This window comes from Blastococcus sp. SYSU D00922 (genome assembly GCF_054050495.1).
The window spans coordinates 24,078-38,686 of record NZ_JBJGZL010000021.1; the positions used below are offsets into that span (position 1 = coordinate 24,078).

10 protein-coding genes are annotated in these 14,609 nt (G+C 74.3%); 9 read left to right on the forward strand and 1 reads right to left on the reverse strand.

Annotated features, from left to right (window positions below):
• Positions 1 to 32: 32 nt before the first annotated feature.
• From ACI78T_RS19970 to ACI78T_RS19995, 6 genes are read left to right on the forward strand one after another with little or no spacing between them, the layout of a single operon-like run.
• Complete coding sequence (locus ACI78T_RS19970; protein WP_456559879.1) at positions 33 to 1,238, forward strand: glutamate--cysteine ligase; 1,206 nt, start codon at positions 33 to 35, stop codon at positions 1,236 to 1,238.
• Complete coding sequence (locus ACI78T_RS19975) at positions 1,235 to 2,521, forward strand: amidohydrolase (RefSeq protein ID WP_456559880.1); 1,287 nt, start codon at positions 1,235 to 1,237, stop codon at positions 2,519 to 2,521. The genes ACI78T_RS19970 and ACI78T_RS19975 overlap by 4 nt, the downstream gene beginning before the upstream one ends.
• On the forward strand, positions 2,496 to 4,415 hold the full coding sequence (locus ACI78T_RS19980) for a methylmalonyl-CoA mutase subunit beta (protein WP_456559881.1): 1,920 nt from the start codon (positions 2,496 to 2,498) through the stop codon (positions 4,413 to 4,415). Before ACI78T_RS19975 ends, ACI78T_RS19980 begins: the two co-directional genes overlap by 26 nt.
• Positions 4,412 to 6,637 carry a methylmalonyl-CoA mutase gene (gene scpA, locus ACI78T_RS19985; protein WP_456559882.1) on the forward strand — a complete coding sequence of 742 codons (2,226 nt, stop codon included), beginning with the start codon at positions 4,412 to 4,414 and terminating at the stop codon, positions 6,635 to 6,637. The genes ACI78T_RS19980 and scpA overlap by 4 nt, the downstream gene beginning before the upstream one ends.
• The gene (meaB, locus tag ACI78T_RS19990) at positions 6,637 to 7,638 is read left to right on the forward strand and encodes a methylmalonyl Co-A mutase-associated GTPase MeaB (protein ID WP_456559883.1); all 1,002 of its coding nucleotides are present in this window, start codon (positions 6,637 to 6,639) and stop codon (positions 7,636 to 7,638) included. Before scpA ends, meaB begins: the two co-directional genes overlap by 1 nt.
• Positions 7,635 to 8,741, forward strand: coding sequence for a DegT/DnrJ/EryC1/StrS family aminotransferase (locus ACI78T_RS19995; protein WP_456559884.1), 1,107 nt, complete (start codon positions 7,635 to 7,637; stop codon positions 8,739 to 8,741). The genes meaB and ACI78T_RS19995 overlap by 4 nt, the downstream gene beginning before the upstream one ends.
• 1 nt (position 8,742) lies before the next feature.
• Here ACI78T_RS19995 and ACI78T_RS20000 read toward each other — a convergent pair whose 3' ends face one another.
• On the reverse strand, positions 8,743 to 9,213 hold the full coding sequence (locus ACI78T_RS20000; RefSeq protein ID WP_456559885.1) for a gamma-glutamylcyclotransferase family protein: 471 nt from the start codon (positions 9,211 to 9,213) through the stop codon (positions 8,743 to 8,745).
• A 117-nt stretch (positions 9,214 to 9,330) separates the two neighbouring features.
• Here ACI78T_RS20000 and ACI78T_RS20005 point away from each other — a divergent pair, with 117 nt between their 5' ends.
• The 3 genes from ACI78T_RS20005 to ACI78T_RS20015 all read left to right on the forward strand — a co-directional run.
• The gene (locus ACI78T_RS20005) at positions 9,331 to 10,737 is read left to right on the forward strand and encodes an NAD(P)H-quinone dehydrogenase (protein WP_456559886.1); all 1,407 of its coding nucleotides are present in this window, start codon (positions 9,331 to 9,333) and stop codon (positions 10,735 to 10,737) included.
• Between the two features lie 107 nt (positions 10,738 to 10,844).
• Positions 10,845 to 12,458, forward strand: a complete 1,614-nt coding sequence (locus ACI78T_RS20010; protein ID WP_456559887.1) for a reprolysin-like metallopeptidase — start codon at positions 10,845 to 10,847, stop codon at positions 12,456 to 12,458.
• Between the two features lie 190 nt (positions 12,459 to 12,648).
• On the forward strand, positions 12,649 to 14,609 hold a 1,961-nt coding region (locus ACI78T_RS20015; protein WP_456559888.1), incomplete at its 3' end, for a reprolysin-like metallopeptidase.

Consider the following 14,609-nt stretch of genomic DNA (forward strand, 5'->3'; position numbering starts at 1 on the left):
GGCCGACGGTGATCGCTCCTAGACTCGCCGAGGTGCAGATCCCCTTCGAGTCCTCGTCGCGCGCCAGCCTCGGCGTGGAGTGGGAGCTGCAGCTCGTCGACCTGGAGACCCGTGAGCTGACCGCCGGTGCCGTGGAGATCCTCGAGGAGATCCGGCCCGAGGGCGCCGAGGAGCACCCCAAGGCCAAGCACGAGCTGCTCCAGTCGACCATCGAGATCATCACCGGCGTCTGCACGACGGTCTCCGAGGCCAAGGCGGACCTCGCCGGGACGCTGGCCGAGGTGAGCGCGGCCGCCGAGCGCCGCGGGCTCGGCCTGATGTGCGCCGGGACGCACCCGATCACCGACTGGCAGTCGCAGCAGATCTCGCCCAAGGAGCGCTACCTGCAGCTCGTCGAGCGCATGCAGTGGCTGGCCCGCCGGCTGCAGATCTTCGGGGTGCACGTGCACGTGGGCGTCCGGTCGCCGGAGAAGGCGATCCCCATCGTCAACGCGCTGTGCCAGTACGTCCCGCACTTCCTCGCCCTGTCGGCGTCCTCGCCGTACTGGGTCGGGTGCGACACCGGGCTCGCGTCGTCCCGGACGAAGGTCTTCGAGTCCATGCCGACCGCCGGCCTGCCCTACCAGCTGTCGGGCTGGGACGAGTTCGAGAGCTACATGGGCACGCTGATCTCCACGAACGCCATCGAGAGCGTCCGCGAGGTCTGGTGGGACATCCGCCCGCACCCGGGCTTCGGGACCGTCGAGCTGCGCATCTGCGACGGCCTGCCCACCCTCGACGAGATCGGCGCGGTCGCCGCGCTGTCGCAGTGCCTGGTCGAGCAGTTCGACGGCCAGCTCGACCGCGGCTACACCCTCCCGACGCCCGCCAGCTGGGTGCTGCGGGAGAACAAGTGGCGGGCGGCCCGCTACGGGCTCGACGCCGACATCGTCGTCGACGAGAAGGGCACCGTCCGGCCCGTCCGGCAGGCGATCCTGGACCTCGTCGAGGAGCTCGCGCCGACGGCCAAGCGCCTCGGCTGCGAGGCCGAGCTCGCCGACGTCGAGCGGATCCTGGCCGTCGGCGCCTCCTACCAGCGGCAGCGGGCGGTGGCGCTGCGGTCCGGTGGCGACCTGAAGCCGGTCGTCGACAGCCTGCTCACGGAGATGCGCGACGGCCTGCCGGCGCCGGACCCGGCCGGCACGCCGCCCGGTCCGGTGCCCGGCCCCGCCGACTGCGCGGGAGGGCACGCGGCATGACCCCGGTCGTCGAGAAGCTCGGTGCGGCGGTCGACGAGTGGGTCGCGAAGAACACGCCCCAGCTGATCGCCACCCGCCGCCACCTGCACGCCCATCCCGAGCTCGGCTACGCGGAGTTCGAGACGACGTCCTTCCTCGAGCAGCGGCTGCGCCACCACGGGCTCACCCCGCGCCGGCTGCCCACGGGGACCGGGCTCACCGTCGACGTGGGCTCGGGTGGCCCGGTCGTGGTCCTGCGCGGCGACATCGACGCCCTGCCGCTGGCCGACCTCAAGGACGTCCCCTACGCCTCCACCCGCGAGGGCCTCTGCCACGCGTGCGGCCACGACGTGCACACCACCGTCGTCCTCGGCGTCGCGATCGCGCTCGCGTCGATGGACGGCCTGCCCGGCACGGTGCGCTGCGTCTTCCAGCCGGCGGAGGAGACGGTGCCCGGCGGCGCCACCGAGGTGGTGGCCTCCGGAGTCCTGGAAGGGGCCTCCCGGGCGTTCGCCCTGCACTGCGACCCGTCGGTCCCGGCGGGCAAGATCGGGCTGCGGACGGGCGCCATCACCGCCGCCTGCGACCGGATGGACGTCACGCTGACCGGACCCGGTGGGCACACCGCGCGCCCGCAGCTGACCGTCGACCTCGTCGACGCCCTCGGCCGGCTGATCACCGACCTGCCCGGGCTGCTGTCCCGCCAGGTCGACCCGCGGGCCGGGATGTCGCTGGTGTGGGGGGCGGTCAACGCCGGCGTCGCGGCCAACGCCATCCCGCAGCGCGGCCAGCTCCGCGGCACCGTGCGCGTCCTCGACCGCGACGCCTGGAAGGGCGCCGAGGAGCTGATGCGCTCGATGGTCGAGCGGGTCGCCGCCACGACGGGCGCGGAGGTCGACGTCGACTACATCCGCGGCGTGCCGCCCGTCGTGAACGACCCCCGCTCGGTCGCCCTGCTGCGCAACGCCGCGATGGAGACCGTCGGCAGCGACAACCTCGTCCTGTCGCCGCAGTCGATGGGCGGCGAGGACTTCGGCTGGTTCGCCGACGTCATGCCGATCGCCCTGGCCCGGCTGGGGACCCACGGCGGCGGCGCACCCCTCGACCTGCACCGGGGCACCTTCGACGTGGACGAGCGGGCGATCGGGGTAGGGGTGCGGCTCCTGGCCCGCACCGCGCTGCACGCGCTGGAGGCCGATTCGGCACCCCCTCGCACGGGCCGGAGGGCTCCTGGGGACACTTCTGCCCGACGAGCCGAGGAGAGACGGGAACCCGACGATGAGTTCCACCGACCAACGGGCTGACGCACCGGCGCAGGCGGATGCCGAGGTGCCGGCCGAGCACGAGGTCCCCAGCGACCTGGCGCTCGCAGCCGAGTTCGAGGCGGCCACGCGCGACCAGTGGCGCGAGCTGGTGGCCGGCGTCCTGCGCAAGGCCGGGCGCGAGGAGCTGCCCGACCCGGTCGAGGACGCGCTGACCCGCACCGTCGCCACGGGCGTGCGCGTCGCGCCCCTGTACACGGCCGAGGACGCCGCCGACCTGCCCACCGCCGTCGGCGTCCCGGGGCTCGCGCCGTTCGTCCGCGGCGCGCGGGCCGGCGCCGATCCGGAGAGCGGGGTACCCGGCGGCTGGGACGTCCGCCAGCGGCACGCGCACCCGGACGTCGCCGTCACGAAGGAGGCGATCGCCGCCGACCTGGAGAACGGCGTCACGTCGCTCTGGCTCGTCGTCGGCGAGGGCGCGGTGCCGGCGGAGAAGCTCGGCGACGTGCTCTCCGACGTCTACCTCGACCTCGCCCCCGTGGCCGTGACCGGTGGCCTGCCGGCCGCCGAGGCGTTCCTCGACCTCGTGGACGGCCGGGACGACCTCGCGCCGGGCGGTTCCCTGGGCCTGGACCCCCTCGCCGTGCACGCGGCGACCGGGGAGCAGCAGGACCTGTCCGGACTGGCCGGGGTCGCGCGCCGGGCGGCGGCGCACCCCGGGCTGCGCAGCGTCGTCGTCGACGCCACCGTCTTCCACGACGCCGGGGCCTCGGTGGTCGAGGAGATCGGCTGCTCGCTGGCCGCCGGCGTCGCCTACCTGCGGGCCCTGACCGACGCGGGCCTGGGCGTGGACGAGGCGTTCGGCCAACTGGAGTTCCGCTACGCGGCCAGCGCCGACCAGTTCACGACGATCGCCGCGCTGCGCGCGGCCCGGCGGCTGTGGGACCGCGTCGGCGAGGTCAGCGGCGCCGCCCCGGAGGCCCGGGCCCAGCGGCAGCACGCGGTCACGTCGTCGGTGATGACGACGAAGCGCGACCCCTGGGTGAACATGCTGCGCACGACCGTGGCCTGCTTCGCCGCGGGCGTGGGCGGCGCCGACGTCGTCACCGTCCAGCCGTTCGACGCCGCGCTCGGGCTGCCCGACTCCTTCTCCCGGCGGATCGCGCGCAACACCCAGAGCCTGCTGGTGGAGGAGGGGCACCTGGCCCGCGTCCTCGACCCGGCCGGGGGCTCCTGGTACGTGGAGTCGCTGACCGACCAGCTGGCGCAGGCGGCCTGGGACTGGTTCACCGAGATCGAGCGCGCCGGCGGCCTGGCGGCGGCGCTGGACTCCGGCCTGGTCCGCGACCGGATCGCGGCCGCCTGGGACGAGCGGGCGCGGCGCCTGGCCACCCGCACGGACGCGATCACCGGCGTCAGCGAGTTCCCCAACCTGGCTGAGAAGCTCCCGGCCCGCGAGCCGTACGCCTGGTCGGCGCCGGGCGGCGGGCTGCCGCGCGTGCGGGCGGCGCAGGAGTTCGAGGCCCTGCGCGACGCCGCGGACGCGGCGTCCCAGCGGCCGAAGGTCTACCTCGCCACGATCGGCCCGATCGCCAAGCACACGGCCCGCGCCACGTTCGCCGGCAACCTGTTCCAGGCCGGTGGCCTCGAGACGCCGTCCGGGGACGGCGCGTCCGGCCTCGCCGAGGCGGGGACGACGGTCGCCTGCATCTGCGGCACCGACAAGGACTACGCGGAGTCGGCGGCGGCGCTGGCCGAGGAGCTGCGGGCGGCGGGCGCGACCTCGGTCTGGCTCGCCGGCAAGCCCGACCTCGCGATCGACGGCGTCGACGGCTACGTGTTCGCCGGGTGCGACGCCCTGTCCGTCCTGCGCACCGCGCACGAGCAGCTGCTGGGCCAAAGTGGCCACTTTGGCCCCCGGGAGGGGGAGCGATGAGCCGGATTCCCGACTTCGGTTCGGTCGAGCTGGGCCGTCCCTCGGCGAGCACCACCGGCGAGGACTGGGCGAAGGCGTTCGAGGGGGCCACCGGCCGCGGCGTCGACGAGGCCACCTGGGAGACCCCGGAGGGCATCGCCGTCCCGCCGCTCTACACGCCCGCAGACCTGGACGGCCTGGACTTCCTGGGCACCTACCCGGGCATCGCCCCGTACCTGCGCGGGCCCTACCCGACGATGTACACGACCCAGCCGTGGACGGTCCGCCAGTACGCGGGCTTCTCGACCGCCGCGGAGTCCAACGCCTTCTACCGGCGCAACCTGGCGGCCGGGCAGAAGGGCCTGTCGGTCGCCTTCGACCTGCCCACCCACCGCGGCTACGACTCCGACCACCCCCGCGTGGTCGGTGACGTCGGCATGGCGGGCGTCGCGATCGACTCGATCCTGGACATGCGGCAGCTCTTCGACGGCATCCCGCTGGACCGGATGAGCGTCTCGATGACGATGAACGGCGCCGTCCTCCCGGTGCTGGCGCTCTACATCGTCGCGGCGGAGGAGCAGGGGGTGGAGCCGGCGAAGCTGACCGGCACCATCCAGAACGACATCCTCAAAGAGTTCATGGTGCGGAACACCTACATCTACCCGCCCAAGCCCTCGATGCAGATCATCAGCGACATCTTCGCGTTCACCTCGCAGGAGATGCCGCGGTTCAACTCCATCTCGATCTCCGGCTACCACATCCAGGAGGCCGGGGCGACGGCCGACCTGGAGCTGGCCTACACGCTGGCCGACGGCGTCGAGTACGTGAAGGCCGGCAAGGACGCCGGGCTGGACATCGACGCGTTCGCGCCGCGGCTGTCCTTCTTCTGGGCCATCGGCATGAACTTCTTCATGGAGGTCGCCAAGCTCCGCGCCGGCCGGTTGCTCTGGGCGAAGCTGGTGAAGGAGGCGGGCGCGCAGAACCCGAAGTCGCTGTCGCTGCGCACCCACTCGCAGACCTCGGGCTGGTCGCTGACCGCGCAGGACGTCTACAACAACGTCGTCCGCACCTGCCTGGAGGCGATGGCCGCCACGCAGGGGCACACCCAGTCGCTGCACACCAACGCCCTCGACGAGGCGCTGGCGCTGCCCACCGACTTCTCCGCCCGGATCGCCCGCAACACCCAGCTGCTGCTCCAGCAGGAGTCGGGCACGACGCGGGTCATCGACCCGTGGGGCGGCTCGGCGTACGTGGAGAAGCTGACCTACGACCTCGCCCGCCAGGCGTGGGCGCACATCCAGGAGGTCACCGAGCACGGCGGCATGGCGCAGGCCATCGACGACGGCATCCCGAAGCTGCGCATCGAGGAGGCCGCCGCGCGCACCCAGGCGCGGATCGACTCCGGTCGCCAGCCGGTGATCGGCGTGAACAAGTACCGGGTCGAGGCCGACGAGGCCATCGAGGTGCTGCGCGTCGACAACAAGGACGTCCTCGCGCAGCAGAAGGCCAAGCTGGAGCAGCTGCGCGCCGGACGGGACGGCCGGGCGGTGGAGGAGTCGCTGCGCCGGCTCACCGACGCCGCCCGCGCGGCCGCCGAGGGACGCCGGGGGAGCGGCCTCGACGACAACCTGCTCAAGCTCGCCGTCGACGCCGCGCGCGCCAAGGCCACCGTCGGGGAGATCTCCGACGCGCTGGAGGAGGTCTACGGGCGGCACGCCGGCCAGGTGCGCACCATCTCCGGTGTGTACCGCGACGAGGCGCTCGCGGGGGGCCGGGCGGGAGAGGACAGCCCCATGGAGGAGACCCGCCGCATGGCCGAGGCCTTCGAGGAGGCCGAGGGACGCCGTCCCCGCATCCTCGTGGCCAAGATGGGCCAGGACGGCCACGACCGCGGCCAGAAGGTCATCGCCACCGCCTTCGCCGACCTCGGCTTCGACGTCGACGTCGGCCCGCTGTTCCAGACGCCGGAGGAGGTCGCCCGGCAGGCGGTCGAGGCCGACGTGCACGTCGTCGGCGTCTCGTCGCTGGCCGCCGGCCACCTCACCCTCGTGCCGGCGCTCAAGGAGGCGCTGGCCGAGCTCGGTGCCGACGACGTGATGATCGTGGTCGGCGGCGTCATCCCGCCCGACGACGTCCCGACGCTCCAGGAGATGGGCGCCGCGGCCGTCTTCCTGCCCGGCACGGTCATCGCCGAGGCGGCGCAGGACCTGCTGCGCCAGCTGGCGCAGCGACTCGGTCACTGATGGGCCCGTCCGACCTCGCGGACGGCGTCCTCGGCGGGGACCGGCGCGCCGTCGCCCGGGCGATCACCCTGGTCGAGTCCCGCCGGGCCGACCACCGGGAGCGGGCGCAGGAGCTGCTCGTCGAGCTGCTGCCGCACGCCGGGGGAGCGCGCCGCGTCGGCATCAGCGGCGTGCCCGGCGTGGGCAAGTCCACCTTCATCGACCAGCTCGGGGTGGACCTGACCGCGGCGGGCTCGAAGGTGGCGGTGCTCGCCGTCGACCCGTCGTCGGCCCGCTCGGGCGGGTCGATCCTGGGCGACAAGACCCGCATGGCCCGGCTGGCGGTCGACCCGGACGCGTTCATCCGCCCGTCGCCGACGTCGGGCACCCTCGGCGGCGTCGCGCAGGCCACCCGCGAGTCGATGGTCGTCGTCGAGGCGGCCGGCTACGACGTCGTCCTGGTCGAGACCGTCGGCGTGGGGCAGTCGGAGATCGCGGTCGCCGAGATGGTCGACTCGTTCCTCTTCCTGACCCTCGCCCGCACCGGCGACCAGCTGCAGGGGATCAAGCGCGGCATCCTCGAGATCGCCGACGTCATCGCCGTCAACAAGGCCGACGGCGAGAACGCGCCGGTCGCCCGCAAGGCCGCCCGCGAGCTGTCCGGCGCGATCCGGATGCTGCGCGGGCACGACGAGACCTGGGACGTGCCCGTGCTGACCTGCGCCGGCCTCACCGGCGAGGGGCTCGACGAGGTGTGGGCGAAGCTGGTCGAGCACCAGGACCGCATGAAGGCCTCGGGCCGGTTCGACGAGCGCCGCCGCACCCAGCAGGTGCGCTGGACGTGGCAGCTGGTCCGCGACTCCCTCGAGCACCAGCTCCGGGAGCACCCCGGCGTGCGGGCCGCCGTCCCCGACCTGGAGCGGGCCGTGCTGTCCGGCGAGCTCACCCCGGCGCTGGCCGCGCAGCAGATCCTCGGGACGTTCCTGGCCGCACCGCAGGACGCGGAGCCGGTCACCCCGTGAGCGCCACCGGCGCCACCGTGCCGATGAACGACCTGAGGCGGGGCTTCGACGCCCTCGCCGGGCCGCTGCAGGACGCCGCCACCCGCGTCCTCACCAGCGGCTGGTACGTCCACGGGCCCGAGCACGCGGCGTTCGAGCGGGAGTTCGCCGAGTACGTCGGCGTCGCGTCCTGCGTCGGCGTCGCGAACGGCACCGACGCGCTGGAGATCGCGCTGCGGGCGCTCGGACCGGCGCCGGGCTCGGTGGTCGTCACCGCCGCCAACGCCGGCATGTACAGCTCCACGGCGATCCGCCGGGCCGGCCTGCGGCCGCGGTACGCCGACGTGGACCCGGGCACCCTGGTGCTGACGCCGGAGACCGTCGCGGCGGTCCTGGACGACGACGTCGCGGTCGTCGTCGTCACCCACCTCTACGGCAGGCTCGCCGACGTGCGGGGCATCCGCGAGGCGCTCGCCGCCCGCGGCATCGCGCTGCTCGAGGACTGCGCGCAGGCCGCCGGCGCCGGCACGCCCGGCTCCCGGGCCGGCAGCCTCGGCGACGTCGCCTCCTTCAGCTTCTACCCGACGAAGAACCTGGGGGCGCTGGGCGACGGCGGGGCGGTGACCACGAACCGCGAGGACGTCGCCGCGCGGGCCCGACGGCTGCGGATGTACGGGTGGTCGGCGAAGTACGAGGTCACCGAGGACGGCGGCCGCAACAGCCGGCTCGACGAGCTCCAGGCGGCGCTGCTGCGGGTCCGGCTGCCGCACCTCGACGGCTGGAACGAGGCGCGCCGCGCGGTGGTCGCGCGGTACGTCGCGGCGGCGGAGGGCACCGGCGTGCGGGTCCTGCCGGCGACCGGACCGGACCACGTCGCGCACCTCGCGGTGCTCGTCGCCGAGGACCGCGAGGCCGCCCGGGCCGCGCTGACCGCTGCGGGCATCCAGACCGACGTCCACTACCCGGTCCCCGACCACCGGCAGGAGCCCTTCGCGGCGGAGCACGCGGGTGTCTCGCTGCCGGTCACCGAGCAGCGAGCGCGGCAGGTCCTCACCCTGCCGTGCTTCGCCGAGCTCCGGGACGACGAGGTGGACCGCGTCTGCGCGGTCCTCCGGACGCTCTGAGTCAGACCCCGGTGGAGCGGCAGTCCCGCGTCCGCAGGTCCATCACGTAGTCCTCCGGGGCGCCGGCGGCCTCGGCGGCGTCGGCCAGCGCGCCGAGGTACCGCGCGGAGGGCAGGCCGCCCTCGAACGCGTCGAGCACGTAGACGTAGGCGACGACGTCGCCGCCCAGGGTGTGCACCCGCAGGTGCAGCTTCCGGTAGAGCCCGAGGTCGGCGCCCTCCCAGGCATCGAGCGCGCGCTCGTCGGCCTCGGTCAGGTCGTAGAGGGCGACGAACACCCCCGGCGACAGCGGCTCGGGGTCCTCCTCCGCCGGCACGAGCGTCGCCAGCGCACCCTCCCAGCCGAGGTCCTCGGCGCCGAAGGTCAGCCGCCACCCGCGGATCCAGCCGGTGCCGGTGTGCGGGGAGGACGGGCAGCGGCGCAGCATCTGCGCGGGATCCATGTTCGACCCGTAGGCGGCGTAGAGGCCCATCCACCGCACCATAACCACTGACCGCGGCAGGCCGGAGGACGCCGGTCACAGCGCTCCGGGGTCGCACCGGGGAGAATGGCGCGCGAACGTCCGTCGAGCACCGGAGAAGGCACCCCCATGACCCGCATCGTCATCATCGGCGGCGGACCGGCCGGCTACGAGGCCGCGCTGGTCGCCGCGCAGCTCGGTGCCGAGGTCACCGTCATCGAGCGCGACGGCATCGGTGGCGCCAGCGTGCTCACCGACTGCGTCCCCTCCAAGACGCTGATCGCCGCCGCCGGCGCGATGACCTCGGTCCGCGACTCCGCCGTCCTCGGGCTGCAGGGCGCCGAGCTCGCGACCGTCACCCTGGACCTGCCCTCGGTCAACCACCGGGTCAAGGGCCTGGCGATGGCGCAGTCGGCCGACATCCACGCCCGGCTGTCCGCCGAGGGCGTGCGGATCGTCGCGGGGCAGGGCCGGCTCAGCGACGAGGTCCGCGGTCTCGCCGCCCACAAGGTCGAGGTCGTGGACGCCGACGGCCGGGTGGCCGAGGAGCTGGAGAGCGACGTCGTCCTCATCGCCACCGGCGCCGACCCCCGGGTGCTGCCCGGCGCGGAGCCCGACGGCGAGCGGATCCTCGACTGGCGCGACGTCTACGACCTCGAGGAGATGCCCGAGCACCTCGTCGTCGTCGGCTCCGGCGTCACCGGTGCCGAGTTCGCCTCCGGCTACCTGGAGGCCGGCGTGCCGGTCACTCTCGTCTCGTCGCGCGACCAGGTGCTGCCGGGGGAGGACTCCGACGCGGCGGCCGTCGTCGAGGAGGTCTTCCAGTCGCGCGGCGGGCGGATCGCCGAGCGGGGGCGGGCCGCCGCGGTGAAGCGGACCGAGAAGGGCGTGCTGGTCGAGCTCACCGACGGCCGCACGGTCGAGGGCTCGCACGCGCTGATGACGGTCGGCACCGTGCCCAACACCACCGGGCTGAACCTCGAGCGGTGCGGCGTCGAGGTGACCGAGTCCGGTCACGTAGTCGTCGACCGCGTCTCGCGCACGTCGGTGGCCGGCATCTACGCCGCCGGTGACGTCACCGGCGTCTTCCAGCTCGCCTCGGTCGCGGCCATGCAGGGCCGGATCGCCATGTGGCACGCCCTCGGCGAGGCCGTCGCGCCGATCCGGCTCAAGACCGTCGCGGCCAACGTCTTCACCCACCCGGAGATCGCCACCGTCGGAGTGCAGGAGAAGTCGCTGTCCTCCGACGACGACATCGACGTCGTGCGGCTGCCGCTGGCGACCAACGCCCGCGCCAAGATGGGCGACCTGCACGACGGCTTCGTGAAGCTGTTCGCCCGGCGCTCCACCGGCGTGATCATGGGTGGCGTCGTCGTCGCGCCCGGCGCCTCGGAGCTCGTGCTGCCCATCGCACTCGCCGTCACCAAGGGGCTGACGGTGGCCGACCTGGCCCAGACCTTCGCGATCTACCCGTCGCTGTCGGGCTCGATCACCGAGGCCGGCCGCCGGCTGATGGGGGCCGACCACCTCGCCTGACGGGGCGGGCGGGGGCGGAGTTCCGCCTGAGCCCGATGTGACGGGATTTCCGCTCAACATCGCGGATCCGGTGCCGACAGGGCCGGGCGCCGCCGATGTCACGGTGGATGCCTTCTCTCCGGATCGCCCCCGCCCGCTCGCTCGCCGTGGCCGCCGCCGTCCTCACCGGCGTGCTGGCGCCGCTCGCGCTGCCCGGTGCCGGCGCGTCGGCCGAGGAGGTCGCCGGCCGCACGCTCGAGGGGCAGCTGGTGCAGGCCTGGGCCGAGGCCGAGCCCGGGGCCGCGCACGACCACGCTGACGACGGGCTGGTCAGCTGGGTGCAGCCCGCGGAGGGCGATCCCGTGCTGGTCGACAGCGCGGGCGTCGAGGGGGTCCCGTCGGGCTCGAGCGTCGAGCTCACCGTGGGGACGACGCCCGGGGACGACGCACCCCTGCCCGTCGTCGACGCGACGGTGACCTCCGCGCCGGTCGCCACGCAGGCGACGGTCACCAACGAGGTGACCGTGGCGATGGTGGCCCCCGCCGGCGCCGCGCCGACCGGGGACGGCACCACCCTCGGGCAGGTCGTCTCCGCCGTGGACGACCGTGTCGCCCCGTTCTGGGCGGAGCAGAGCGGCGGCATGATCTCGCTGCACGTCACCGCCACCCACGACTGGGCGCCCGCGAGCGTCGGCTGCGCCAACCCGGCCCTGCTGTGGGACGAGGTCGCCGCGCGCGTGGGGTTCGTGCCAGGCCCCGGCAAGCACCTGCTCCTCTACGTCTCCCGCGACTCCGACTGCGCCTACGCCCTGGCCGAGGTCGGCAGCTCGCCGTCGTCGGGCGGTCGGCTCTACGTCCGCGACACGACGACGTCGGTCATCGCGCACGAGTTCGGCCACAACTTCGGCCTCGGGCACTCGTCGGGCCAGCAGTGCGACGGCACCGTGGAGGGCGGCTCCTGCCGCACCGTCGCCTACCGCGACTACTACGACGTCATGGGTGTCTCCTGGGCGCAGACCGGGACGCTCAACGCCCCCCAGGCCGCGCTGCTCGGAGTCCTGCCCGCCGCGCAGCAGCAGGCGCTGTCGGTGCGGGGGAGCGCCACCACCATGACCCTGTCGCCGCTGTCCGGCCGCACCGGTGTGCGGGCGCTGCAGCTGACCGACGCCGAGGGCGTGGCCTACTGGCTGGAGTACCGGACGGCGACCGGTCGGGACGCCTGGCTCTCGGGCAACCGCTTCGGGCTGGAGTCCGGCGTGCTGCTGCGCCGCGCGGGCGGGCTGCCCGACACGTCGGTGCTCCTCGACGGCACGCCGGCGTCCGCGGCCGGCTGGGACGGCGACCTCGGCGCAGCCCTGCCGGTGGGCGCGGCCGTGCCGGTCTCCGGTGGGGACTTCTCCGTCGTCGTGCAGAGCGTGTCCGCGGCCGGCGCGGTCGTCAGCGTCACGCCCACGCCGCCGGCCGCCGCGGGCACGCCGGCACCGGCGCCGCAGCGGGCCCCCCGCGGCGGCGTGATGCCCGGCGCGGGGGAGGCCGCCGAGGCGCCGGCCGTGGCCGCCGACGGGACGGCGACGTTCTGGGCGCCGACCTTCCGCGGTGCCGCGCACCGGTCGGACGCCGCCCTGCGGGAGGTCGCCGACACCTCGGGCGGCACCGGGTACCTCGTCGCGGTGGCGGGGGCCTCGCTGGCCGGGGCCATCCTGCTGGTGGTCCGGCGGCTGCGGGTGGCACGTCTCCCCTGACCCAGGCGTCGCCTGCACCGGTGCGTTCCGGTCCCCGGACTGCCGATGTGCCAGGGAGTCCCGATCCCTGGAGTCGTTCGTGCCCGATGTCCGCCGCTGTCGCGCCCCGCGGTTGCTGCTCGTCGCCCTGGCAACAGCGGTCGCCCTTCCGCTCTTCACGGTGTCCGGCGTCGCTCGTGCGGACGAGGACGTGTCGACCGGTGACACGGTCGTGGGCGAGTTCTCGCAGGTGTGGCCGGAGTACGAGGACCCTGCCGACGCCGCCGAGCACGGCGACGAAGGGCCGCTGAGCTTCGTCCGCACCGACGACGGCGAATCCATCCGCGTGGACAGCGACGACGTCGAGGACCTCCAGGTGGGCGCCACCGTCGAGGTGACCGTGGGTCGCGAGGTCGCTGACACCGCCTCGAGGGAGCTGGGGTACGCCGAGGCGCGGAACGTCGTGGACACCGAGGTCCTGGAAGCGCCCTCGGCGCCCCCGACGGCGGCACCCGCGACAGCTCCCTTCACCAACTCGGTGACGGTGGTGATGGTGAACCCGGCGGGGGGCACCCGCGACGCCACCCGGCTCCAGGACGTGGTCGATGTGGTGAACGGCCCGGTCGCGGACTTCTGGGAGGCGGAGAGCAACGGTGCCGTCAAGATCGGCGTCGCCGCATCGCACGACTGGATCGACACCAGCGCCGGCTGCAGGAACCCCTATGCGCTCTGGGACGAGGTGCGGGCGCGGGTGGGTCTCACCGGCACCGGCGCCCGGCACCTCCTGCTCTACGTCAGCAGCACGCCCGGCAACCTCGCCGGCTGCTCGTACGGACTGGGGACGGTCGGGGGCGGCACGACCTGGGGCGGGTCCCTCTACGTCCGCGACGTCAGGACCTCGGTCATCGCCCACGAGCTCGGGCACAACTTCGGCCTCGGGCACTCCTCCGCGCTGCAGTGCGACGCCTCCGTCCACGAGTACGACGGCATGCAGTTCACGCAGTGCGGGCGCACCGCCTACTGGGACCTCTACGACGTCATGGGGGCGTCGTGGGACCAGCTGGGCTCGCTGAACGTCGCCCAGGCGCGGCGTCTGTTCGGCGTCGGGTACGAGTGGTTCGAGATGACGACGCCGGCGAAGTCGGTCGTCCTCAGTCCGGTCTCGCAGCAGGGCGGGACGCGCGCGATCATGCTGTGGAACGCCCAGGGGACGCAGTACTGGCTGGAGTTCCGGCCGGCCGCGGGACGCGACGCCTGGCTGGGCACCCCGGCCGCCAACTGGCCGGGGCTGCAGCCAGGGGTGCTCCTCCGGCAGCAGACGAGCGGCGACGACACCTCGCTCCTCCTGGACGCGACGCCGTCGCCGGCCAGCGGATGGGACGACGACGGCCAGGTGGCACTGCCGGTCGGGACGCCGGTACGGGTGTACGACCACTGGCACCGAGGCGGTGCGGCGTTCGTGATCACCGTCCAGTCGGTCTCCGCGTCGTCCGCGACCGTCCAGGTCACCCCCACGACCCCGATCACCTTCGCCCACCAGGCGTCGGGTGGTGACGCCGGGACCATGGGACCGGCCACATCGGCCGAGACGTGCGTCGACCGGACGTTCGGCGGCCGCTACTGCGAGCGCACCTACCAGAACGGCGGGATCTACTGGAACCTGGCGACGGGTGCGCGGCGCGTGTCCGCGCCCGTCCACGCGGCCTACGTGGCGGCCGGAGGTGCGAGCAGCACCTGGGGCCTCCCGACGAGCGATACGGCCTGCGGCCTCGTGGAGGGCGGCTGCGTCCAGTCGTTCCAGTACCGCGTCTGGGCGATGTCGCCCGGGACCGGTGCGTTCGCGATCCGGGACGCCATCGCCGCCCGCTGGAGAGCGACGGGCGGGGAGTCCGGAACGCTCGGCTACCCGCTGGCCGAGCAGAGCTGCTCGAGCCAGATCTGCGAGCAGGTCTTCCAGCGCGGGACGGTGGTCTCGTCGCCGACCCTGGGCGCGGTCTCGGTGACGGGCGTGGTCCGTGACGCCTGGGTCGCGGCCGGCGGGCGCGCGGGCTGGTTGGGTGCGCCGGCGGCGGAGATGGTGTGCGGTCAGCTGCGCGGTGGGTGCGTGCAGTCGTTCCAGTACGGGGCGTTGTACTGGTCGCCGGCGACGGGTGCCCACGGGGTGGCCGGCGG

What these genes read in the sequence shown, in the direction of transcription:
- ACI78T_RS19975 (WP_456559880.1), top strand. Translation starts at nt 1,235, where the DNA reads ATGACCCCGGTCGTCGAGAAGCTCGGTGCGGCGGTCGACGAGTGGGTC.
- ACI78T_RS19980 (WP_456559881.1), top strand. Translation starts at nt 2,496, where the DNA reads ATGAGTTCCACCGACCAACGGGCTGACGCACCGGCGCAGGCGGATGCC.
- scpA (WP_456559882.1), top strand. Translation starts at nt 4,412, where the DNA reads ATGAGCCGGATTCCCGACTTCGGTTCGGTCGAGCTGGGCCGTCCCTCG.
- meaB (WP_456559883.1), top strand. Translation starts at nt 6,637, where the DNA reads ATGGGCCCGTCCGACCTCGCGGACGGCGTCCTCGGCGGGGACCGGCGC.
- ACI78T_RS20000 (WP_456559885.1), bottom strand. Translation starts at nt 9,213, where the DNA reads ATGGGCCTCTACGCCGCCTACGGGTCGAACATGGATCCCGCGCAGATG.
- ACI78T_RS20005 (WP_456559886.1), top strand. Translation starts at nt 9,331, where the DNA reads ATGACCCGCATCGTCATCATCGGCGGCGGACCGGCCGGCTACGAGGCC.
- ACI78T_RS20010 (WP_456559887.1), top strand. Translation starts at nt 10,845, where the DNA reads ATGCCTTCTCTCCGGATCGCCCCCGCCCGCTCGCTCGCCGTGGCCGCC.